The organism is Corallococcus sp. AB049A (genome assembly GCF_003668885.1).
GTDB classification, from domain to species: Bacteria; Myxococcota; Myxococcia; order Myxococcales; family Myxococcaceae; genus Corallococcus; species Corallococcus interemptor.
In genome coordinates this window covers 1-22683 of the sequence record NZ_RAWL01000101.1, presented here as the reverse complement: position 1 = coordinate 22683, position 22683 = coordinate 1, and the positions used below count along the sequence as shown (strand labels likewise).

At 70.3% G+C, this 22683-nt stretch carries 17 protein-coding genes; 9 read left to right on the top strand and 8 right to left on the bottom strand.

Annotated elements, in window-relative coordinates; translation table 11 throughout:
• Positions 1-208, top strand: a 208-nt coding sequence (locus D7X55_RS13740; RefSeq protein WP_147470104.1) for a hypothetical protein, incomplete at its 5' end; no start/stop codon positions are given.
• Between the two features lie 127 nt (positions 209-335).
• Positions 336-1598, top strand: coding sequence for an RNA polymerase sigma factor (locus tag D7X55_RS13735; protein ID WP_120546346.1), 1263 nt, complete (start codon positions 336-338; stop codon positions 1596-1598).
• Between the two features lie 55 nt (positions 1599-1653).
• On the opposite strand, the gene D7X55_RS13730 is transcribed toward D7X55_RS13735, so the two are convergent.
• The 3 genes from D7X55_RS13730 to D7X55_RS13720 form a co-directional block, all read right to left on the bottom strand.
• Positions 1654-3852, bottom strand: a complete 2199-nt coding sequence (locus tag D7X55_RS13730) for a DUF4082 domain-containing protein (protein WP_120546347.1) — start codon at positions 3850-3852, stop codon at positions 1654-1656.
• A gap of 108 nt (positions 3853-3960) precedes the next feature.
• Entirely contained in the window at positions 3961-4749 is a 789-nt protein-coding gene (locus D7X55_RS42895; protein WP_147468375.1) for an alpha/beta hydrolase, read from the bottom strand.
• Complete coding sequence (locus D7X55_RS13720) at positions 4671-4904, bottom strand: hypothetical protein (RefSeq protein WP_121723292.1); 234 nt, start codon at positions 4902-4904, stop codon at positions 4671-4673. The genes D7X55_RS42895 and D7X55_RS13720 overlap by 79 nt, the downstream gene beginning before the upstream one ends.
• A 359-nt stretch (positions 4905-5263) precedes the next feature.
• Here D7X55_RS13720 and D7X55_RS13715 point away from each other — a divergent pair, with 359 nt between their 5' ends.
• Both D7X55_RS13715 and D7X55_RS13710 read left to right on the top strand, forming a co-directional pair.
• Positions 5264-6403, top strand: coding sequence for a glycosyltransferase (locus D7X55_RS13715; protein WP_158616122.1), 1140 nt, complete (start codon positions 5264-5266; stop codon positions 6401-6403).
• Between the two features lie 22 nt (positions 6404-6425).
• Positions 6426-7562, top strand: coding sequence for a glycosyltransferase family 4 protein (locus D7X55_RS13710; RefSeq protein WP_158616123.1), 1137 nt, complete (start codon positions 6426-6428; stop codon positions 7560-7562).
• 184 nt (positions 7563-7746) lie between these two features.
• Here the strand turns inward: D7X55_RS13710 and D7X55_RS13705 are convergent, their stop codons facing one another.
• On the bottom strand, positions 7747-8988 hold the full coding sequence (locus D7X55_RS13705; protein WP_121723291.1) for a glycosyltransferase family 4 protein: 1242 nt from the start codon (positions 8986-8988) through the stop codon (positions 7747-7749).
• Positions 8989-9250: 262 nt separating this feature from the next.
• Between D7X55_RS13705 and D7X55_RS13700 the strand changes: the two genes are divergently transcribed.
• From D7X55_RS13700 to D7X55_RS13675, 5 genes are all read left to right on the top strand, one after another.
• On the top strand, positions 9251-11104 hold the full coding sequence (locus D7X55_RS13700; protein ID WP_233609842.1) for an aminopeptidase P family protein: 1854 nt from the start codon (positions 9251-9253) through the stop codon (positions 11102-11104).
• 43 nt (positions 11105-11147) lie between these two features.
• Positions 11148-11477 carry a hypothetical protein gene (locus D7X55_RS13695; protein ID WP_147470103.1) on the top strand — a complete coding sequence of 110 codons (330 nt, stop codon included), beginning with the start codon at positions 11148-11150 and terminating at the stop codon, positions 11475-11477.
• Between the two features lie 69 nt (positions 11478-11546).
• The gene (locus D7X55_RS13690; protein WP_121723289.1) at positions 11547-11927 is read left to right on the top strand and encodes a hypothetical protein; all 381 of its coding nucleotides are present in this window, start codon (positions 11547-11549) and stop codon (positions 11925-11927) included.
• A gap of 213 nt (positions 11928-12140) precedes the next feature.
• Positions 12141-15485: a Dauer Up-regulated gene (locus D7X55_RS13680; RefSeq protein WP_199746956.1), complete on the top strand. Its 3345-nt coding sequence runs from the start codon at positions 12141-12143 to the stop codon at positions 15483-15485.
• 227 nt (positions 15486-15712) lie between these two features.
• Positions 15713-17305 (top strand): peptidoglycan-binding protein, encoded by a 1593-nt coding sequence (locus tag D7X55_RS13675; RefSeq protein WP_121723288.1) that lies wholly within the window; start codon positions 15713-15715, stop codon positions 17303-17305.
• A 31-nt stretch (positions 17306-17336) separates the two neighbouring features.
• Here D7X55_RS13675 and D7X55_RS13670 read toward each other — a convergent pair whose 3' ends face one another.
• From D7X55_RS13670 to D7X55_RS13655, 4 genes are all read right to left on the bottom strand, one after another.
• Positions 17337-17921: a TetR/AcrR family transcriptional regulator gene (locus D7X55_RS13670; protein WP_120546359.1), complete on the bottom strand. Its 585-nt coding sequence runs from the start codon at positions 17919-17921 to the stop codon at positions 17337-17339.
• A 60-nt stretch (positions 17922-17981) separates the two neighbouring features.
• A complete protein-coding gene (locus D7X55_RS13665; protein ID WP_158626369.1) occupies positions 17982-19175 on the bottom strand; it encodes a toxin-antitoxin system YwqK family antitoxin in 1194 nt (397 codons plus the stop codon).
• A 134-nt stretch (positions 19176-19309) separates the two neighbouring features.
• Positions 19310-20539, bottom strand: coding sequence for a S8 family peptidase (locus D7X55_RS13660; protein WP_121723286.1), 1230 nt, complete (start codon positions 20537-20539; stop codon positions 19310-19312).
• A gap of 150 nt (positions 20540-20689) precedes the next feature.
• Positions 20690-22683, bottom strand: a 1994-nt coding sequence (locus D7X55_RS13655) for a M13 family metallopeptidase (RefSeq protein ID WP_147470102.1), incomplete at its 5' end; no start/stop codon positions are given.

The following is a 22683-nucleotide window of genomic DNA, read 5'->3' as shown; positions in this document are numbered from 1 at the left end:
GGCGTCGCGGCGGGGACGGGTGCTGGGGATGGAGGCGAAGGGGCCGGCGCGGTGCGTGTCCGCGCGGGTGCCCATGGCGCGCCTGTTCGGCTACGTGACGGCGCTGCGCGGCCGCACGCAGGGACGCGCCCAGGCCAGCATGCGCCTGGGGACGTACGAGCCGGTGCCTGAAGGGGCGCAGGCCTCCAGCGCCGAGGCGCGGGCGTAGGATGACGTGACGGCCTCGGGCATCTCCATACGGGGAAGCCCGGGGCCGTGTTGCTTTTCGCGGCAAATCGCACCCCGTGTCGATTTCCGGGGCGCCCATTCGACGTGCATTTGATTGAGTTCGCGCCGTGACGGTTTCCAAGGCGCAGGCCGCGGTGCACGCGGTGTGGAGAATCGAGTCCGCCCGGCTCATCGCCGGGCTTGCGCGCATGGTGCGCGACGTGGGTCAGGCGGAGGAGCTGGCGCAGGACGCGCTGGTCGTGGCGTTGGAGAAATGGCCGGTGACGGGCGTGCCGGAGAACCCGGGCGCGTGGCTGATGGCCACCGCGAAGCGCCGCGCCATCGACGAGATGCGCCGTCACAAGCTGCTCGCGCGCAAGCACGAGGAGCTGGGGCACGGGCTGGAGGAGGCGGAGGTGCCAGACCTGGACGCGGCCCTGGACGACGACGTCGGCGACGACCTGCTGCGCCTCATCTTCACGTCGTGCCACCCGGTGCTGTCCCCGGAGGCACGGGTGGCGCTGACGCTGCGGCTGCTGGGCGGCCTGACGACGGACGAAATCGCCCGCGCGTTCCTGGTGCCGGAGCCCACGGTGGCCCAGCGCATCGTGCGCGCCAAGCGGACGCTGGCGGAGAAGGGCGTCCCCTTCGAGGTCCCCCGGGGCGAGGAGCTGGAGGCGCGGCTCGCGTCGGTGCTGGAGGTCGTCTACCTCATCTTCAACGAGGGCTACTCCGCCACCGCGGGCGATGACTGGATGCGCCCGGAGCTGTGCCAGGACGCGCTGCGGCTGGGGCGCATCCTCGCGGAGCTGGCGCCGGAGGAGCCGGAGGTGCACGGGCTGGTGGCGCTGATGGAGATTCAGGCGTCGCGGGCCCGGGCGCGGGTGGGGCCTTCCGGTGAGCCCGTGCTGCTGCTGGAGCAGAACCGCGCGCTGTGGGATCAGCTCCTCATCCGTCGCGGGCTCGCGGCGCTGGAGCGCTCGGAGAAGGCCGGGCCGGCGGGGCCCTACACGGTGCAGGCCGCCATCGCCGCCTGCCACGCGCGGGCGCGCACGCCGGAGGAGACGGACTGGCAGCGCATCGCGGCGCTCTACGCGGTGCTCGCGCGGCTGGTGCCGTCGCCGGTGGTGGAGCTCAACCGCGCCGTCGCCCTGTCCATGGCCTTCGGTCCCGCGGCGGGGCTGGAGTTGGTGGATCAGCTCGTGGCCGAGCCGTCGCTCAAGCACTACCACCTGCTGCCGAGCGTGCGCGGCGACCTGCTCCAGAAGCTGGGGCGCCTCAAGGAGGCCCGCGCGGAGTTCGAACGGGCGGCGTCACTCACGCGCAACGCGAAGGAACAGGCGCTGCTGCGCGCGCGTGCCGCGGCCTGCGCGGGAGACAAGCCGTCGTAGTCAGGGGCGCGGCGGGCACCCGCGAAGCATGCCCGCCGTCCCATGCGTCACGCGCTTACGGCCGGGGCGACAGCGCCAGGTTGTCGAAGTTCGTGTCCCAGCCGTTGGACGTGATGACCGTGAGCAGGGCGCAGGGCTCCGTCCACGTGGGGACGAGGTGCGTCACCTCTCCCGCCGTCAGGGGGAAGGTGAGGATGGGCAGGTCGATGCACTTCAGCGTGACCGTGGCGCCGCTGTCCCACGTGAAGGCATCCAGGCCCAGGATGCGGCGCTGGCCGACGATGCCCAGGTTGGCCTGGGTGAGGCCGCCGCCGTTGAAGGAGATGCTCCTCGTGTCGAACCCACCCCAGGGGGACGCGATGTACCAGCGGTTGAGGCCGTACTGGACGGGGCCATGGGAGCCGTTGAGGGTCTCATCCTGGCCGGGGACGTCCTCGAACGTCACGAGGTTGGTGGACGGGCCCACGGGGATGGTCAGCGCGTGCGTGTTGTTGCCCGGCACGAAGTCCGACTCCGAGGAGGAGATGGTGGCCTGGCTGATGAACGTCCCCGCGCTCAAGGGGATGGCCTCCACGTGGATGGTGAAGCTCGCGCCCGGCGCCAGGGTGGGGGCTTCACACTGCAGGTCGCTGAAGAACCCGCAGTGGCTGCCGCTGATGCCCGGCGTGTTCGCGGAGTAGAAGAAGTAGCTCAGGCCCGTGGGGATGGGGACGTCGAGCACGACGTTGGTGGCGGCCGCCGGGCCGTTGTTCGTCACGGTGATGTCGTAGAAGAGGAAGTCACCGTTGGCGCCCGTGCCGGCGGGGAACGACTGCGTCACGGCCAGGTCCACCGTCGAGGGACCGGTGGGCGCCGAGGGGACGAACGTCACGTCCACCCAGAAGTTGGTGTTGAGCCACGCCTCCGTGGGGAACGCGCTGCCGTTGAGGTTGCGCACGCCGTTGCCGCTGGCCTGCAGGGTGGAGGGCGCGTGCAGCGGGGGCATGTCCACGCCCGCGGTGCTGAAGTAGTACGGGGTGATGGCGTAGCGCCCGCCGGTGGCGAAGTACGACACGACGTAGGTCGTGTTCGCGGTGAGGCTCACCGGCGTGGGGAAGGACAGCTCACGCCAGCCGAAGCCCGACTCGGCGGGCGTCGTCTCCGTGGTGGCCAGCAGGGTGCCGGTGGCGCTCCACAGGTGGCCCACGTGCGGGCCGTTGTCGGTGCTGCCCTTGTAGTAGCGGACCTTCGTCACCGTGCCGGCCACGTCGGTGCGGAACTTCACGCCGATCTCCGCCGGGGTGGTGTCGGCGTTCTCGTACTGAGGGTTGCCCGTCGCGCTGGTCCACAGGCTGCAGGGGTTGCAGGCCATGTTCGGGAGCGTGGTGCCGGTGACGACCGTGGAGGACGGGCTGAGGTTGCCGGCGGCGTCACGGCCGCGCACGGCGTAGTTGTACCCGGTGGAGGGATTCAGGCCGGTGTCGCGGTAGCTCAGGGTGTTGCCAGGCAGCTCCGCGATGAGCACGTTGTTGCGGTACACCAGGTGCCAGCGCGCGTTGCCCTGCACCTCACCCGAGCCGTCCACGGATGGGTACCAGGTCAGCTCGATGGCGCTGGACGAGCCGGGCGTCGCCACCAGGTTCGTGGGCGCTGTCGGGGGCGTGGTGTCGTTGGGCTGGAAGGCCACGTCCACCCAGTAGTTGCTCGCGTTGAAGGAGTTGGTGGGGAAGCCGCTGGTGCCGTAGCGGTAGAGGCCGTTGGAGCCCGCCTCGGCGTGCAGGGGCGGCACGTCCAGCGCGGACGCGAAGCCGTTGCTCGTCACGGCGTAGTGCCCCGCGGGCGCGTGGTACGAGACGACGTAGTTCGTGTCGGCGGAGATGGTGACCGGCGTGGCGAAGCGCACCTCCTGCCAGCCGGAGGCCGTCTCGTTCTGGAAGGTGGCGGTGGCGAGCAGCGAGCCGGACGCCGTCCACAGGCTGCCGGTGTGCGTGCCGGTGTTGCCCGCGCCCTTGTAGAAGCGCACGCCCATGATGCGGCCCGGAGCGTCGCTGCGGAAGCGCACGCCCAGCTCCACCGCGCCGCTGTCATCCGCGGCCGTCACGGCCGGGAGCGCGGTGGTGCCCAGCAGGGACCGCTCACCGGCCAGCAGCGGCTGCTCGGCGGACGCGGTCTCCGGTGTCTGGGGGGCGGGCGGTTCAGCGGGGGCACAGCCTGTCTGGATGAAGGTGAGACCCAGCACGAACGTCGTCACCCAGCGTGATGCATGTCGAAACACGTCGAACTCCTTCGATGAGACAACCGGCGGTGGCTTTGCCTGTTATCAAACAGGAATTCAAGTGTTCCGAGGCGATTCTACATTTCTTGCGTGGTTGACGGAAAAAGGTCAGGGCGTTGGGGACAATTCCGCCAGGAATTGAAACAGCGCCTTTTGTTCATCCGGTTGTGACAACAACCACGTATGCCCCTGGCCAGGGACCTCGCGCGAGTCCAACCGCAGCCCGGCCGCGCGCCAGGCTTCGAGCGCCGTCCGCCACAATGGAGCGCTGCCGTCCGTCTCACCGATGAAGGACAGGAGCGGCACCCGGGAGTGCGCGGGGCCGTGGGGAGGATGGAGCTCGTCGCCGCGGGACAGGCGCGGGGCTCCGGCGACCAGCACCAGCGCGCGAAAGGCCTCGGGGCGCGCGGCCCACAGCTCCAGCGCCATCTGCGCGCCCGCGCTGAAGCCCAGCAGCACGGGCTGTTCCGCGTCCACGCCGGGAACGCGAGCCACCTCCGGCAGCGTGCCGAGCATCACCCGGTTCGCGTCCGCGCCGCTCCAGCCCGCCACGGCCCCTCGGGGGAACGTCAGCAGCGCGTACCCTCGCGCGTTGAAGGCCTCCGCCAGGGGCTCCACCAGCGCCAGGCCGTCCGTGCCCGTCGGATGAAGCCAGATGATCAGCCGGTGCGGATGTTCCGGCGTGGCCGCTCCGGAGACGAAGAGGCGGTAGGGCAGGCCGTTCGCGGGAGCCCCCGTCCGCGTCGGCGCGACCGCCGCCGGCAGGGTGGCGCACGCGGTGGCCAGGGCCAGCGCGAAGAGCCCTGAAGCCAGACACCTCAGCGCAGCAGGGCGTTGAGGCTGCTCGTCAGGATGAGGAACAGGAGCGGCCCGAACATGAAGAGCAGGATCAGCCACGCGATGACCTTTCGCTTCCGGCCCCGGTGAACCTGGGCGCCTGGGTCCTTGAGCTCGGCGCAGTCCTCACAGAGGCCGGCGCCGGCGCCCTCACAGGTGTCGCACAGGAAGTTGCCGCAGCGCCTGCGGATCCGCGTGGCGCGCTGGCCGTGCACCGCGCGGAAGGCCTTCTCGGTGCTGCTCGCCCTGGACGATGCACGGGATGCCGTTCGCTTCGAGCAGCCCCCGTGCGATCGCGGCCTCGGCCTCATCGCCGCAGGTGGTGAGCAGCTGGAAGCCGGGATCAGGGATTCCCAAGCGGGGCTCCAGTGGGGGCCCCCAGGGGCCTGTAGGCGTTGGATGCACACGAGTCTCCCGCAGGACGGAAGCCCCGGGCAAACGGGCGGGTTCTCCCCGGGGAGGCACCGTGTCTTCACGCGCCGCGAAGGAAGTTCCACTGCTGGACATCCGGCGGGCGGGAGGCCGTCGGCGGGGGGTTGTGGGCCTGGGGTGCGTGCCTAGGTTGGCCGCGTCCATGACGAACGAAATGCACCCGAAGGCGCGGCCTACGCGCGTGGCTCACGTGATGTATGGCCTGGAGATGGGCGGGCTCGAACAGCTGGTGGTCCGGCTGTCGCAGCATGGCCGCGAGCGGGGCATTGAATCCGTGGTGCTGGCCCTGGGGCCGGACGGCCCGGTGCGCGAGCTGCTCCAGCGCGCCAACGTCCCCACGGTCTGGCTGGGAGGCCTCGCCGGCATGACGCCCGCGGCCATCCGCCGGCTGGCTCAGGAAGTGGACGCCTTTGGCGCGGACGTGGTCCACGGCCACGACGTGGGGCCCTGGCTCAACGCCGTCGCCACCCGGACGCTGCGTCCTCGCACGCCCGTGATGGGCACCTTCCATCAGACGGTGGAGCCGCAGGGCAAGCTGCGCCCCGCCGCCATGGCCGCCGCCATGTTCACCAACTCCCTGGTCGCGTGCGGCAGCGAGGTGCGCGCCAGCCTGGAGCGCTGGAGCCCGAAGCTGCTCTCCAACGTGGTCACCATCGAGAACGGCGTGCCGCTGGAGGTGGCCACGGGCGCGGAGGCGCGCCATGCCGCGCGCGAGCGCCTGGGCCTTCCGCAGGACGTGAAGGTGGTGGGCTACCTGGGGCGCCTCTCCGAGGAGAAGGGCCCGGACCTGCTGGTGGACGCCTTCCTGCGCCACTTCGCGGAGGAGAAGGACACGCACCTGGTGATGATTGGCCCCGGTCCGATGGAGGCCGCGCTCAGGGCTCGTGCCGCCGCGTCTCCGCTGGCTGGACGGATGCACTTCACGGGCGCGCTGCTGGAGGCGAGCAAGCTGCTGCCCGCGTTCGACGTCTACGTGCAGCCGTCCCGCCGCGAGGGCCGCTCGCTGTCGCTGCTGGAGGCGATGGCGGTGGGGCTGCCCACGGTGTCGCACGCGATTCCCGCCATCCGCGAGGTGCACAGCGATGGCCAGACGGCGCTCCTGGTGAAGTCAGAGGACGTGGATGCGCTCGGCGGCGCGGTGAAGCGGCTGGTCCATGACCCGGAGCTGCGCTCCCGCTTGGGCGAGGCCGCGAAGCGCGAGGCGCAGCGCTACTCGCTGTCCACGATGGTGGACACGTACGCGAAGCTCTACCGGGGGGCCGCGGCTCGCGCCCAGGCGTGAGCGGGCACGAAGAGGACCACGCGTGGCGCACTCCACCATCCTCCATGTGCGCAGTACCTGCGGCCTGTATGGCGCGGAGCGGGCGCTGCTGTCGCTGGCCGCGTCCACGCCGTCGCCCTGGCGGGCGCAGGTGTGCAGCCTCATTTCACCCGGACGGGTGGACGTGCTGTCGGGCGCGGTCCGGGAGCAGGGGCTGGACGCGCTGACGCTGGAGGTGCCCGGCCGCTTCAGCGCGATGGCCGTGGCGACGCTCGCCTCGGAGATCCGCCGGCGCGGCGTGGGGCTGCTGCACGCGCATGACTACAAGTCGCTCACGCTGGGCGCCGCCGCGAGCGCGCTCGCTGGGGTGCCGCTGGTGGCCACCTACCATGGGGACACCGGCGCCACGCCCGCGTTGATCGCGTACGAGGGATTGGCGCGCGTGCTGGGCAACTGCACGCACGCGGTGGCGGCGGTGTCGCGTGAATTGACCGCGCGCCTGCGCCGGTATGTCCACCGCTCGCCGGTGGTCTACATCCCCAACGCGCTGCCGCTCGCGGACATGTGCACGGACGAGGAACGCCTCCAGGCCCGTGAGGCCTTGGGGCTCGCGCCGGAGGGGGCCGTCATCGCGATGGTCGGCCGCCTGTCGGTGGAGAAGGGCCCGCAGGTGCTGCTGGATGCGATGCAGCGGCTGGCCCGGACGCCCGGCGCGACGGTGCCCACGCTGCTGCTGGTGGGTGATGGCCCGCTGCGCGAGCCGCTGGAAGCGCAGGCCCAGGGGCTGCCGGTGCGCTTCCTGGGGTTCCGCTCGGAGGTGCGCAGCGTTTACGCGGCGGCGGACGCGGTGGTGATGCCGTCCCTGCGGGAGGGCATGCCGCTGGTCGCGCTGGAGGCGATGGCGCTGGGCCGTCCGCTGGTGGCGTCTGGAGTCGGTGAGCTGCCCCATGTGCTGGGCACGGGGCGCGGGCTCGTGGTGCCACCGGGGGACGCGGGCACGCTGGCCTCGGCGCTCGCGGGACTGCTCACGGCGCCCGGCTGGCGCACGCGGATGGCGCAGGCCGCGCGCGAATACGTCGTGACCCACCATGCGCCAGAGCGGATGGCCAGGCGCTACATCGAATCCCTGTACCTGCCGGCCCTGATGGACTCGCGCGAAGCGCAGGTCGCGGCCGGGTAGGGCGTGGCCGCTGAAGGACCCTGTCCTCAAGCGCCGTCCGCGACTCCCGGTACGACGCAGGTCCCCCACAGAGGCTCCGGCCCCGGTCGTCCAAAACCTGTCCGACAGCCGGACAGGTTCGTGCGGTGCGGCTTCGGCGGGCGAGCCCTGGCGCGGTGTGGGTCCACCGCGCCAGGCCGGCTCCTCAGTTCGCTTCCGTCCCGGACGGCGTCTTCCCACCATTCACCGCCACCGCGTTCAGGTACAGCTCACCCAGCCCCGCGCCGATTCCGTCCCACGCGAAGGCCTCCGCCATGCGGCGGGCGTTCTGCGCGAGCTTGCTGCACAGGTCCGGATCCTTGCGCAGCCGGCGCAGCGCGGCGGCGAACTCCTGGGGGGATTCCGCCAGGAGGACGTGCTGCCCCTCCACCACCGGCAAGCCCTCCACCGCCAGGCGCGTGGCCACCACGGGCACGCCCGCCGCCGCGGCCTCCAGCACCTTGAGGCGCGTGCCGCTGCCCGCTCGCAGCGGAATGGCCGTGGCCAGCGCTCGCGCCAGGTACGGCGCCACCGACGGCACCGAGCCCGTCACCACCAGCCGCTCGTTCTCCAGCGCGCGCACGGACGCGGGCGGACTGCGGCCCACCACCATCAGCTTGCTCGTCGACAGGTCCGACGACACCAGCGGCCACACCTCGCGCGCCAGCAGCAGCACCGCGTCTTCATTGGGCCACCAGTCCATGGAGCCCACGAACACGAGGTCGTCACCCGTGCCCTCGCGCGGCGCGAAGTCCGGCAGCTTCACGCCGTTGGGCACCACGTGCACCCGCTTCGCCCCCATGGCGCGCAGCTGCTCCGCGTCCACCGACGAGCACGCCAGCACCGTGTCCGCCTGACGCACGCACTCGCGCTCCAGCCGCTCCACCCGCTTGAACTGCCAGTTCAGGAACGGCCGCATCGGCGCCGGGCTCAGCGGCGCCATGCGCGCGAGCAGCTGGCTCTCCACGTTGTGCTCGTCGATGACCATGTGCGCGGTCGGATTCAGCTGCCGCGCCAGCGGCAACAGCTGCGCCATGTGCAGGTGGTCGAAGTGGATGATGTCGAAGGGGCACCGCTCCGTCAGCACCCGGCGCAGGGCGTCCTTCAGGCCCTGGCGCGCGAAGCGGACGTAGGTGAGCGGCGTGCCCTTGAGGAAGGCCCGGCCGCTGTTGAGCGTCTCCCGGGGCGCCACGCGCGGCAGGTCCACCAGGTGCAGCCGCGAAGCCGGCACGCCGTGCTCCCCCAGCCAGCGCTTGAAGCCCTCGGCGTCGTTGCCCGCCCGGTGCACCGCGAACACGTCCAGCTCGAAGCGCGAGGCAAGGGCACGCACCAACTCGAGCGTGCGCAGGGTGCCGCCCGTATCCGAAGGCAGCGGAACGTAGGGAAGGATGGCGAGAACACGTCGCACGGTGGGAAACCAGGCCTGCTCTGGAGACGGGTAAAGCCGGCCGCGTGCTCCTCACCGCGGCCACCGGCTTGGTAAGCACCGCCGCGCCCGAGGCCCAGGCCCTCGCGTCGCTTTTCCACCAATGGACAACACATCCCCCATCCCCGCCCCAACGGGATGCTGCGCCGCGTCTTCCGAAGAGCACCCGCATTCCCAGGAGTCTTGACCCCGCGCGTGGACATCCAGCGCGGGAGGGCCTTGGAAATGGGGCGCGGTTTCCGGCATGAGGACGCTCGACGCAACGACGGAGGAAGCCATGGGCCAGGGGCAGACGCAGGGGGCCGCGGCGCGCGAGCGCATCGCGCGGCTGCGGCAGGTGATGCGGGCGCGCGGGGTGGCGGCGGTGTGGGTCCCAACGAGCGACCCGCACCTGTCCACGTACCTGCCGGCCCGCTGGAAGGGGCGCGAGTGGGCGTCTGGCTTCACCGGCTCGCTGGCCACGCTGGTGGTGACGGAGGACGACGCGGGCCTCTGGGTGGACAGCCGCTACTGGGACCAGGCGGACGCGCAGCTGATGGGCAGCGGCATCGCGACGGTGCGCACGACGAACGCGCCCGGGCAGTCGCCCCTGGACTGGCTGGCCGCGAACGTGCCGCAAGGGCAGACGGTGGCGGTGGACGGCGCGGTGCTGGGGCTGGGCCAGGCCCGTCAGGCGGCCTCGCAGCTGTCCGCGGCGGGGGTGGTGCTGCGCACGGACCTGGACGTGCTGGCGGAGGCGTGGACGGACCGGCCGCCCCTGCCCGCCGCGCCCGTCTTCGCGCACGCGCTGTCGCCCGTGTCCCGCACGGACAAGCTGCGGGCCGTGCGCGCGGAGATGGGCGTGCTGGGCGCGACGCATCACTTCATCTCCACGCTGGATGACGTCGCGTGGCTGACGAACCTGCGCGGCGCGGACGTGGAGCACCTGCCGCTGTTCCTCGCGCACCTGCTGGTGGAGCCCGGCGGGGCGCGGCTGTTCATTGGCGAGGGCAAGGTGCCGGACGCGCTGCGCGCGGCGCTGGAGGCGGACGGCATCACCCTGCACCCGTACGACGAGGCGGCCCGCGCGCTGGGGGCGCTGCAGGAGGGAACGCGGCTGCTGGTGGATCCGCGCCGCATCACCCACGGCCTGCGGCAGGCGGTGCCCCGGGGCGTCACGGTGGTGGAGGGGCTCAACCCGTCCACCGTGGCCAAGTCGCGCAAGACGGACGCGGAGCTCGCGCACTTCCGCGACGCGATGGAGCAGGACGGCGCGGCGCTGTGCGCGTTCTTCGCCTGGTTCGAGTCCGCCCTGGGCCGCGAGCCCATCACCGAGCTGACCGTGGACGAGCGGCTCTCCGCGGAGCGGGCGAAGCGTCCGGGCTTCGTGTCGCTCAGCTTCTCCACCATCGCCGCGTACAACGCGAACGCCGCCATGCCGCACTACCGGGCGACGCGGGACTCGCACGCGACGGTGTGCCTGCCGGGCCAGACGCCGCAGGGCCTGCTGCTCATCGACTCCGGCGGCCAGTACACGTCCGGCACCACGGACATCACCCGGGTGGTACCCGTGGGCGAGCCCACGCCCGAGCAACGGCGCGACTTCACGCTGGTGCTGCGCGGGATGATCAACCTGTCCCGCGCCCGCTTCCCCCGGGGGACCCGCTCCCCGAACCTGGACGCGCTGGCGCGCGCGCCGCTGTGGGCGGAGGGCCTGGACTACGGCCACGGCACCGGCCACGGCGTGGGCTTCTTCCTCAACGTCCACGAGGGGCCGCACGGCTTCTCCCCGACGATGCTCAACGACCTCACCACGGCGATGGAGCCGGGGATGATCACCTCCAACGAGCCCGGGCTCTACCGGCCGGGCCGCTGGGGCATCCGCATCGAGAACCTCATCGCCGCGGTGCCGGACCGGAAGACGGAGTTCGGCGACTTCCTGCGCTTCGAGACGCTGAGCCTCTGTCCCATCGACACGCGGCTGGTGGACGTGGCCCTGCTCTCCCGGGACGAGGTGGACTGGCTCAATGCCTATCACGCCGCCGTGCGTGAAAGACTCCAGCCCCACGTCCAGGGCCCCGCGCGCGACTGGCTCCTCCAGCGCACCCAGCCGCTCTGAAACGCACTGCTCACGACCCGACGGACAATTGAAAGGACTTCGCATGCGACTGACCCGAATGCTGCTCCCCCTGTTGATGGCGCTCCCCCTCCTGGCCTGTGGCGACAGCACGGGAGGCGTGGGGGAGAGCTGCGGCGACGAAGGCTGTGGCTCCGGCCTCTCCTGCCGCAGGGACTTCCCCGGCACCTTCTGCGCGCAGGACTGCACCGAGGAGGGCGCGGGCGGCGGCTGTCCGGAGGACACGCTGTGCACGCGCCAGCTCGATTCGCTGATGTGCTCGCCCGTCTGCGATTCGTCGTCCGACTGCCGGGAGAGCTACGCCTGCAACGGCGTCAGCAACACCAACCTCAAGGCCTGCCAGGTCAAGCTGTAGCCCATCCGTACAGACAGTGTCTGTCGCCAGGGAGTGGCCATGGGCCGCGACATGGGATGGATTCCCCCCATGTCCAAGTCCCCGCCGCCGAGCAGTTGGGTGCTGAGCGCCTTCATCCTGTGGATCCCCGGCAGCGTGCACGTCTTCCCGCTGCTGGGCGTCTACATGCTGATGTTCAACAAGGCGTACCCGTACGCGATGCTCGCGGGCTTCGCCGTCACGGGCGCGGTGCTGGGGCTCATCCAGAGCTTCATGCGCGGCCCCCGGGCGCTGCTGTTCACCCCGGCCAGCTTCCTCGCGGGGTGGGCCCCGCTGCCCCTGCTCATGGCCGTGGACTGCCCCTTCATCGTCGCGGGGGCGCTGACCCTGCTCACCTCCGCCGGGTGCATGTGCCTGGGCCAGTGGGCGCTCAGCTCGGAGGCTGAGAATCCATCGTCCCCGGGGGCATGACGCAGGGGGACTCCGGTGGAACTTCCATAGCGGCCGGTATGCCCGCCCGCGTCATGCGGGGACCGCGCAATCCATGTAACCCGCAGAGCGACACCTTCGTATCGGGTCCATCGCCTCGGGATTCACGGTTTGCGGAGAGTCAGGCAACATTCGCCGCGAAATGTAGAGAATCCCGAGGCATTCTCGATTCTCGAAAAGGTAGGAGTTCTGCCCATGTCCACCCCCATTGATGGTTCCGCCGCCGCCGCTGCCGCCGCCGCCCGGGCCGCCGCTGAAGCCGCCGCGCGCGCCGCCGCCGAGGCCGCTGCTCGAGCCGCCGCGAAGGCCGCCGCCGAAGCCGCCGCGAAGGCCGCCGCCGAGGCCGCCGCGAAGCAGCAGCAGCAACAGCAGACGAAGCAGCCCACGGTGAAGCTGTTCCAGGATGATCAGTTCACCGCGGGCAGCTCCTCGCAGAACCGCAACGGGGTGAACCGGCTGACGGGCGAGTCCACGAACCCGTTCGCCACGCCGCTGTCCACCGGCAATGGCTCCGCGCGCCCGGTGAACGCGCAGGTGACGGGCAACGCCAATGGCACGGCCCCGGCGGCGGATCCGAAGCCGCCCCACGCGGAGGCGCTGCCGGACAAGCCGGAGGAGCTGCCCAAGCTCTTCCCGGAGCTGAAGGACGCGAAGAAGGAGGACCTGAAGAAGGCCTACGACTCGCTCAACAAGCTGGGCACCGGCTCCTTCTCCGAGAAGGCCACCGCCCTGGGCGAGCTGGCCTCGCAGTTCCCGGAGACCGTCCCCAACGCGCTGGAGCGCCTGGGCGTCAAGGACGACAAGCTGGCGAAGCTGGCCACCAACTCCGACGCGCTCACCTCGCTGGGCAAGCTGACGGACCCCAAGGCGAGCAAGGTGGACAAGGCGCAGGCCGCGCTCACCCTGGCCAAGGCCACCGGCGACACCTTCGCGCCCGAGGACCTGAAGGGCGTGCTGGACACCGCGCTCAAGGGCCTGCCCGCCGCGGAGAAGCTGGTGGGCGCCATTGGCAAGTGGACGGACCCCAACGCCTCCGCCACGGACAAGGCCACCGCCACGCTGGAGCTGGGCAAGGCGCTCAAGGACTTCGCCGGGGACAAGTTCCCCGCGCTGGCCAATGACCTGCGCAAGCTGGACGGGTCGCTGCGCGCCGCGGGCGCCGCCATCACCCTGGTGGACCCCAACGCCTCCACGCAGGACAAGGCGCTGGCCGCCGCGCAGCTCTTGGCGGAGGCCCCCGACCTCAAGAAGGACCTCAAGGCCTTCGCGGACGTGCTCAAGAACGGCGGCGTGAAGAACGCCACGGAGGTGGCCCAGCAGGGCTCGCAGCTGGCCAACGTGAAGGTGAAGGGGCTGGATCCGCAGCTCGCGTCCAAGCTGTCGCCGGATCAGCTCAAGAAGCTGGACGCCGCCGCCACCAAGCTGGGCGGCCCGGAGTCGCTGGAGGCCGCGCTCAAGGGCATCACCGACCCCAAGGCCCTGGACAACCTGGTGGGCCAGCTGGGCAAGGCGGACGCCGCGGCCGGCAAGCGGCTGGTGAGCGCGCTGGGCGGCATGGAGCACAAGGTCCTCAACGAGGTCCTGTCGGATCCGAAGACCACGGAGCAGTTCGCGAAGCTCGCGGGCAAGCTGGACGATGACGCGGCCAAGGTCGTCTCCAAGCTGGTGACGGAGATGGACTCCGGCGCGCTCAAGGCGATGCTCAAGCTCACGGACGGCCTGGGCGCGGACGCGCTCAACACCACCGTGAAGGGCCTGGGGCCGCTGCTGGACAAGGCGGGCAGCAAGCTGGTGGGCCAGGGCCTCAAGGTGATGGACAAGGTGCTGGGCAAGATCGGCGTGGAGATCACCGCCGACGTCGCCGGCAAGGTGTTCAAGAACCTGGCGAAGGTCGTCCCGGTGGCGGGCGCGCTGCCCAACGCCATCGACGCGGCGAAGTACGAGAAGGAGTCCCTGGAGCTGCACGGCAAGAACAACGACCTGGGCTACTTCGCGCACACCGCCGCGGCGCTGAACGTCGCGGACGCGGGCCTGGGCATCGCGCTGGACCTCACCGGCGTGGGCGTGGCCGCGGACGTGGGCGCCAGCGTGCTGCTGGGCGCCGCCGAGCTGGCGATGGACATCGGCTTCAGCCAGGAGAAGGCCAAGTTCGAGGCCGACCCGGACGGCTACGAGGCCCCGGGCTGGATGAAGGCCGTGAACCTGGCGGGCGCCGCCGCGCAGGGCCCCGCGGGCCTGGCGCACATGGCCGCGTACTACGGGCCGGAAGGCACCGCACAGCTGATCCAGTGGGGCGTGGAGAAGGCCGCCAAGGGCGCGGTGAAGGCCGCCGAGTTCGTGGGCGTGTCCCAGGCGGAGCTGGCCGGCGAGGGCCTCAAGGGCGCCGCGAAGGTCATCCACAAGCTGGCGGACGTGGTGCGCAACCCGTCCAAGTACGGCGAGGCCGCGGTGAAGGCGGCGACGGAGGCCTTCAACACCGCCATCGAGAAGGGCGGCGAGCTGGCCAAGGAGGCCAAGCAGGTCCTCGACAACGTCATCGACGGCGCGAAGCAGCTGGGTGAGAAGGGCCTGGAGACGCTCAAGTACATCGCGCAGAACCCGGGCGAGGCCGCGAAGAAGGCGCTCGAAGGCATCAAGAGCGTCGTGGACAAGGGCCTGGACCTGGCCACGGACGCCGGCAAGGCGCTCTACAAGCAGGCCGTCTCCACGCTCAATGACCTGAAGGCCGGCTACGACAAGCTCACCGGCGCCGCGAAGGAGAAGGCCAAGGAGCTCATCGACGGGGCGACGACGCTCGTCTCCAACACGGTGAACAAGGCCAAGGAGCTGGGCGAGAAGGGCCTGGAGCTCTTGGCCTGGACGGCCCAGAACCCGGGCGAGGCCGCGGCCAAGGCGAAGGAGGCCATTGGCGACGCCCTGGCCAAGGGCGGCGAGCTGGCCAAGAAGGCCTGGGAGTCCGTGAAGGACCTGGGCGCCAAGGGCGCCGAGCTGGCGGAGGGCCTGGTGAAGGGCCTGGCCAACGCCGGCGAGAAGGCCGTGGAGACGCTCAAGTACATCGCGGAGAACCCCGGCGAGGCCCTCACCAAGGCCGGCGAGTGGGTGGGCGGCGCGCTGTCCGACATGGCCCGCAAGGGCGGCGAGCTGGCCACCAAGGCGGCGAGCGCCATCAAGGACTTCGTCGACAACCGCGTGACGTGGGCCAAGGACTTCGCCCGTGACCTGCTCAAGGACGGCGTGGAGTCCTTCAAGAACGTCGCCAAGGCCTGGAAGGACAACCTGACGGAGGGCGGCAAGGAGCTGCTCATCGCCGTGGCGGACCTGGGCGACGCGGGCGTGGACGCGCTCAAGGACCTGGCCGGCGCGGGCGGTCAGCTGGCGGAGGCAGCCGTGGGCCACCTGGGCGATCTGGCGGACAAGGGCATCGATGCCGCCAAGGACGCGCTCGGTGCCCTGAAGGACCTGCCCGGCGAGGTGGGCGACCTGGCCGGAGACATCTACGGCGGCCTGAAGGACTTCGTCGGGGGCCTCATCCCCGGTTAGTCCCTCACGTCACAGGCCTGTAGCGCCGCACGGGGTCTGTTCCTTCACGGGGACAGGCCCCGTTTTCGTTGCCCGTTCGTGACAAAGGCCATAGGCCAGACAAGTTTGAGCGGAAAATTGCGAACACATTAAACTTGGAGATCTTTATTTCCGGATCTCACGCAACTCGCAGGGAGGGGTCTGGATAATCGGGGCAGGAATCACAGCCGCCAACGAGGAATCCCCGAATGAGCCTCTCCGCGACCACGTCCCAGCGCACGAACTCTGTCTTCTCGAATCGTTCCCAGGCGCTGACGACGAGCGCGGTTCGCACCAGCGCGAACCCCAACGCCATCCTGTCGCAGTACCAGCCCACGGGCGCCTCCGCCCGCACGGCGCGGCAGGACGGGCTGCAGCCTGGCGTGGCGGCGTCCACGAAGATGGCGCAGGCGGATCTCGCCCGGCTGCAGAAGTTCAAGGGCAACATCGAGGCGGCGGCGGCGAAGCACGGCCTGCCCCCGGCGCTGCTGGCGGCCATCGCGAGCCGCGAGTCGCGCGCGGGCGGGGCGCTGGATCGCACGGGCCACGGTGACGGCGGCAACGGCTTTGGCGTGATGCAGGTGGACCACCGCTTCCACACGACGAAGGGCGGCCCCACCAGCGCCGAGCACATCGACCAGGCGGCGGGCATCCTCAAGGGCTACGTCAACGACATGAAGAAGGCGCACCCGGACTGGTCCGAGGCGCAGCAGCTTCGTGGCGCGGTGGCCGCGTACAACTCCGGGCCGGGCAACGTGCGCACCATCCAGGGCATGGACGTGGGCACCACGGGCAATGACTACTCCAACGACGTCTGGGCGCGCGCGCAGGCGCTGGCGCCGCACTTCGGCGGTGCCTCGACCCCCGGCGCCACCAATACGAACACCAACACCCCCACGCGCCCGTCGCAGACCGCCGACACCTTCGAGCCCGCGACCCCCCAGCAGCGGCCGGGGGCGAAGACGTGGACCGCCGCGCCCTCGATGGACCAGGTGAAGGTGCGTGGCAACAACCTGCGCGAGGGCATGCAGGGCCCGGCGGTGAAGCAGCTCCAGGAGATGCTGGGCGTCCCGGCGGACGGCAAGTTCGGTCCCGTGACGAAGAAGGCCGTGGAGGACTTCCAGCGCGCGAACGGCGTGCGTGCGGGCGCCAACGCGGGCCAGGTGGGCCCCGACACGCTCAAGGCGCTGCAGGGCAACCGCCCCAGCACCACGAACAACACCGGCGGCACGAACAACACCCAGGGCACGAACAACACCCAGGGCACGAACAACAACGGCGCGGTGCTGGGCAACGGCGTCCGCATCGACACGAACAACGCCACGCTGAAGAAGCTGGCCACGTCGCGCCTGAACAACGGCCAGACGGGCTACTGCGTGCGCACCACGCTGGACAACATGAGCCGGCTGGGCATCCCGAACACGCCGGCGGCGACGGGCAACGACCCGAACAACCCCCGCGGCGGCATGGCGCAGATGCTGCGCAACGGCTGGGAGTCCATCCCGTTCCCGGGTGCCCAGCAGAAGGCCATCAAGAGCCCGTACGGCAACGCCACCGCGAACGTGGTGACGGCGGACCAGTACCGGAAGCTCGTCGCGGACGGGAAGGTGCCGGACGGCGCCATCATCTTCCAGACGCGCCACGGCTGGGACTACAGCGGCGGGTCCAAGGGCAACGACATGGGCATCGTGCGCAACGGCGGCAAGACGACCCACAACTACCAGGACATGAACTCCATCATCTATTCGGACTGCAAGGAGGTCGTCATCCTGGTCCCGAAGGGCGCCATCCAGCGCGACTGATGATGTCCTGAGGCGGGGAGGGGGCCGGGCTTCAGGCCCCTTCCTTCGTCAGCAGCTCCGCGCCCAGCTTCCTGGCCGCGTCCAGGAACTCGTCGCCCAGCTTCGTGCCGCGCACGGCGCGCGCCAGTGACAGCGCGCCGTACATGAGCGCGATGGCGGCCAGCGCCTTGTCCCGGCGCCGCGCCCCGGCGGGCAGGAGCTCCGCGTACGTCCGCACGAACTGCTGCAGCTCCGCCTCCAGCGCGCCCCGGTAGGGCTCGCCCGTCCGCGACACCTCCGCGGTGATGCTGGGCAGCGGGCAGGTGGGCGTGGCGGCGTCGCGGTGCTTGCGCGACAGGTATCGCTCCAGCACCTTCAGCGCGGGCGCGTCCGGAGCGTCCTCCTTCGCCTTGCGCAACAGCGCGTTCCACGCCGTGCGGGCGGTGCCCCGGAGGGTCTCCGTGAACAGGTGCTCCTTCGATTCGAAGTGCCCGTAGAAGCCGCCCACGGTGAGCCCGGCGCCCTTCATCACGTCCATGATGGAGCTGGCCTGGATGCCCCGCTCCAGGAGCAACGCGGCGGCGGACGCGAGGATGGCGTCGTGCGACTTCTGCTTCTGCTCCGTCTTCTGGGTCATGATGGATGATGGCAGTAATATTGCCGCCATCCTCCGTCAAGGTGGCGCTCCCTCGCGCGCCTACTGCTTCTTCTTGCGCGAGCCGTCCTCGTAGAAGGCCTCGTCCTCCACGAGCCCGCCGTCGGGGTTCCAGCGCTTGCGCTCGGTGACGCGGTCCTTCGTCCACTGCGAGTCCTCGATGAGGGTGCCGTTCTCCGCCCAGACCTGGCGGCGGCCTTCCGCCTTGCCCTTCACGTAGTGCTCGCGGCTCTCCGGTCCGCCGTCCGGGAGGAAGGTCTCCGTGACGCCGTCGGGGTCGAAGCCGTTGTGGAAGTCACCCTTGATGAGGTTGCGCCGCTCGCGCAGCGAGCCGTCGTCCTCGAAGGAGGACTCCACCGCGCGGTCTCCCGTCACCACGAGCTCATGCTTGCGCTCGCCGTTCTGGAAGAACTCCACGAGCTTCACCTGCTGGCGCTTCTGCCAGGTGATGACCTGCTTCTTGCCGCCGTCCTTGAAGAACTCCGTCTCGTCGCCCTCCCGCTCGCCCTTGACCCAGGTCGTGGAGGTGAGGGCCTTGCCGTCGGCGTAGCGCGTGGTCACGCCGTGCAGCAGGCCTTCCGAGAACGCATTGGTCGCGGTGCGCTGCCCGTCCTTGTCGAAGAGTTCCGTCACGCCGTCGCGCTTGCCGTTCTTCAGCGGGATGACGGCGCGCTTCTGGCCATTCGGATGGAAGAACACGAGCGGGGAGGGCCCCTTCCAGACGCAGTCCTTCAGGCCCGCCTCCCAGGACGTGCGCAGCCCGCAGCCCGCCTTGGTGAGCCGCCCGGCCTCGTCGTAGTCCGCGTAGGTGCTCCGCGCGTCCTCCGGCTGCCGGTCCACGCGCCGGGACACCTTGCCGTTGGGGTAGTAGCGCAGCATCTCGCCCTGCTCGTTGTCGTCCACGTAGTGGGACGTCTCCACGAGCCGGCCTTCTTCGTAGCGCTTGAAGCCGCCGTGCCGCTTGCCGGCCTTGTACTCCTGTTCAATCGCGCGGCCGTCGGACCAGCGGCGCACCTCCCAGCCGTCCTGCTGGCCGTTCTTGAACGCGACGGTGCGCGTCTCCTTCTTCGTGTCCTCGTCCACGCAGCGCACGGTGCCGGTGAGGTTCGCGGTCGAGTTGCCGTTGTCCAGGTTGATGGGCTTGCCCTGGAACGAGCAGTGCTCCACGGCCCACGCGGGCGCGGAGAAGAGGGGCACGGACAGCACGAACAGCTGCATCACGGAGGGAACGCGCATGGGTGGCTCACGGAAGGGATGACGCGTGCACCGTAGCCGCGCGGACCCGGGTCCTGGAACGGCTTCCGGGCCCACACCCGCCATGGACATGGCGAGGGGGCCCGGAGGGAGACCGCGAGGCTGTGACGCGGTTTTCAGCGCGAGGCGACGGGCTGCGTCTGGGGCTTCGGCTGCACGGTGGCCTTGGCCGCGTCGATGGCGGCCTGGATGTCCAGCTTGCCGCCGGTGATGACCTTGCCCTTGAGGTCCGGGTCCTGCTCCACCGTCTTGAGGATGAGGTCGCGCACCTGCACGGCCGTCAGGTCCGGGTTCTCCGCGAACATGCGCGCGGCGGTGGCGGCCACGGTGGGGGTGGCCATGGAGGTACCGCTCATCTCCTCCCAGTCGTTGCCGGGCACGGTGCTGAGCACGTCCTCGCCGACCGCGGCCAGGTCCACCACCTTGTCGCCGTGCGACGAGAAGCGGGCCAGCTTGTCGTTGTCGCGGTCCATGGACGCCACGGTGAGGACGTTGGGCAGGTCCACGTTGGCGGGCATGTCCGGCACGTTGTTCATGTTGCTGCCGTTGCCGTTGGCCGTGGCCGCGAGCAGCAGGATGTCCGCGTCCGCCAGCTTCTGGATGGCGGCCTCCCAGCGCTTCTGGGACGCGGCGTCGCGGTAGGAGTCACCGAAGCTCGCGTTCGCGGCGCGGATGTTCACGCCGTGCTCGGTCTTCATCTTCACCAGGTAGTCCACCGAGCGCTCGAAGTTCGTCAGCAGGTCCGCGCCGTCGTACAGGCCGCCCACGCTGAGAATCTTCGCCTTGCCCGCGGCGATGCCGGTGTTGCCCTCGCCGTTGTCCTCCGCGGCGATGATGCCCGCCACGTGCGTGCCGTGGTCCGTGCCGTCGCCCTTGAACGGGTCGCCCTTGCCGGTGCCCACGTTGAAGCCGTGGATGTCGTCCGCGATGCCGTTGCCGTCGTTGTCGATGCCGTCCCCGTCCACCTCACCGGGGTTCGTCCACATCGCGTCGTCCAGGTCGGTGTGCTTGTAGTCCACGCCGCCGTCGATGACCGCGATGACCGGCTCGCCCGTGAGCTTCGGCCTGGGCTGGGACGGATCCACCTGCTTCGCGTCCACGACCTTGTTCGCGCCCGGCTTCACCGCGACGTTGGACGACCCGAAGGCAAACGCCGACGCCGGCACGCTGGCGCCCGGCGTCACGGGGCGGCCCGTCGGGCGGTCCACGAAGTTGGAGGGGCGCGCACCCTGCGAGTCGAAGCCGTCACGCACCGTCAGGGGCTTCGCCTTCGGAGCCTGGGCGCGCGAGGTCTGCGTCTGGGCGGTGGGGGCGATGGAGGCGGGCGACTTGCGGTTGATTTCCATGGTGTTCCTCCGTGGGGGGATGCGGAGCGACCTACCGACTCCCACATTGTCGCATCGCGCTCTTTAAAGTTTCGCCTCAACGGTTTTTCAGGAGGACCCCCTTCGCACCGGACGCACGGCCTTCGTGCGCCCGGCGCGGGTGCTGCGGTGCTACCAGACCTTCACGCGCTGCTCCGGCGTCAGGTAGAGGCCCTGGCCGGCCTTCACGTTGAACGCCGGGTACCACGCGTCCAGGTTGCGCACGGTGGCCGCGCGGAACATGCCGGGCGAGTGGCCATCCGTCACCAGCAGCCGGCGCAGCATGGGTTCGCGGAACTTGGTGCGCCACACCTGCGCGTAGCCCATGAAGAAGCGCTGCTCGCCCGTGAAGCCGTCCAGCGTGGGCGCCGGCTTGTCCCCCAGGGACATCACGTACGCGTCATGGGCAATGGAGACGCCGGCCACGTCGGCGATGTTCTCGCCCAGCGTCAGTTCGCCGTTCACGTTCATGTCCGGCAGCGGCTTGTAGGCGTTGAACTGCGCGGCCAGCGCCTTGCCCGCGGCCTTGAACTGCTCCAGGTCCTTGGGCGTCCACCAGTTGGCCAGCTTGCCCTTTGCGTCGAACTGCGCGCCCACGTCGTCGAAGCTGTGGACGATTTCATGGCCGATGACGGACCCGATGCCGCCGTAGTTCACGGCCGGGTCCGCGTTCGGGTCGAAGAACGGGGGCTGGAGGATGGCCGCCGGGAAGATGATGGAGTTCTGCTGCGGCGAGTTGAGCGCGTTGACCTCCTGGGAGGTCATGAACCACTCCTTGCGGTCCACGGGCTTGCCCAGCTTGGCCAGGTTGCGCTTCGTCTCGAAGAGCTCCGCGCGCTCCGCGTTGCCGAAGGCGTCTCCCTTGACGATCTCCAGGGCGGAGTAGTCACGCCAGGTGTCCGGGTGGCCAATGCCCACCTGCACCGTGCCCAGCTTCTCCTTGGCGCGGGCCTTGGTCTCCGGCGACATCCACTCGAGCGCGTCGATGTGACGGCCCAGCGCGGCCAGGATGTTCTTCACCATCTGGTCCGCCTCCGCCTTGGCGGCGGGCGGGAAGTGCTTCTCCACGTAGCGCTTGCCCACGGCCTCGCCCATGGCGAAGTTGGTGAAGTTCACGCCGCGCTTCCAGCGGTCGCTCAGCTGCTGCGTGCCGGAGAGCGTCTTTCCGCTGAAGTCGAAGCCCGCGTCCACGAACGCCTTCGACAGGTACGGGGTGCCGTGCATGATGGCGTGGAAGGCCAGGTAGTCCTTCCACGTCTGGAGCGGCTCGCTGCCCACGAGCTTCGCGATGCCGGTGATGGCGGACGGCTGCCAGACGATGAAGTCCTTCTGGGACGCGAGGCCGGCGCTCGCGAAGTACGCGGCCCAGTCCATGCCGGGCGCCTTCTTCGCGAAGTCCGTCTGCTTCCAGGGGTTGTTCACCTTCTCCACGTCCTGCGTGTCCTGCGCCGACCAGTGGATCTGGGCGATCTTCATCTCCAGGCCGAAGATGGCGCGGGCCTTGGCCTCCGCGTCCGGGATGCCGGCGTTCTTCAGCTGGGCGGCGATGTGCTGCTGGTACTTCTCACGCACCTCTTTGAAGCGCGGCGTGTCCTTCAGGTAGAAGTCGCGGTCCGGCAGGCCCAGGCCGCCCTGCAGGAGGTACGCGGCGTAGCGGCTGGGGTCGTTCAGGTCCTCCGCCACCCAGAGGCCCAGGAGGCGATCCGTGGTGGCCTTGCCGGTGTTGAGCGGATCCACGTCGCTGCGCAGGGTGGTGCCCAGCAGCGCGGCCAGGGCCTTGCGGTTGGCGACGGCGTTGATGCGATCCAGCTCCGGCTTGAGCGGCGTGGCGCCCTTGGCCTCGATGGCGGCCTCGTCCATGAAGCTGGAGTAGAAGTCCCCCAGCTTGCGGTCCTCGCTTCCGGCGGGGGCGTCCGACTTCGCGGCGGCCTCCAGGAGGTCGCGCGTCTGCTTCGTGGCGTCCTCGTTCAGCCGCGTGAACATGCCGAAGGCGGAGCGGTCCGGAGGAATCTCCGTGGAGTCCGCCCACTTGCCGTTGACGTAGCGGTAGAAGTCGTCGCCCGGGGCGACGGAGGTGTCCATGCCCGGCGTGTCCACGCCGAAGCTCCCGAAGAACGGCTTGGGGG